The organism is Streptomyces sp. SID11385 (assembly GCF_010548245.1).
GTDB lineage: Bacteria > Actinomycetota > Actinomycetes > Streptomycetales > Streptomycetaceae > Streptomyces.
This window is the reverse complement of sequence record NZ_JAAGLR010000062.1, coordinates 1-503: the sequence shown is the minus strand read 5'-3', so window position 1 is coordinate 503 and position 503 is coordinate 1. Positions and strand designations below refer to the sequence as shown.

Sequence of the window (503 nt, the reverse complement as noted above, 5' to 3'; positions counted from 1 at the left end):
CCTTGCCGCGCGCGGCGTCCTCGACGCCCTCGACCTCGAAGCGGACCTCGGCGCGCGGCTCCCCTTCCCCGTGCACGGCGGCCACCGTTTCGGCGACCCGCTCACCGCGCTCCGCCTGCGCGTACCGACCGCGGGGCTCCTCGGCCCCTCGCCCCCCGCGCGCGAGCCCGCGCTCACCGCACCGGACCCCCTCGCCTTGCCGGACCCGCGCCGGGCCCTGAGCATGTTCGAAGCCGTCCTGCGCGACCTCGCCGCGGCGGAGCCGCCGCACGCCCCGGGAACGGGGCGCGGCCGGGGCGGCACGGGAACGGACACAGGCTCAGGTACGGGCGCGGGTACGGACACGGGCACAGGCACGGACCCGGGCACCGGTGGCGCCCGCGCCGTGAAGGGAGCGGAATGAACGAGGGCCCGCGCGCGAGACCGCCCGTCCGCTGCCCGGACGGGCGGAGTGGGCCGGGCGCCGGGAGACCGCCGGGGACGGGCGGTCACGCGAGGGCGAG

The 503-nt window shown here is 79.9% G+C and carries 1 pseudogene; it reads left to right on the top strand.

The features are described 5' to 3' along the window. Window positions 1–403, top strand: a pseudogene (locus G3I42_RS02380) (hypothetical protein); the annotation flags it as partial. Between the last annotated feature and the right edge of the window lie 100 nt (window positions 404–503).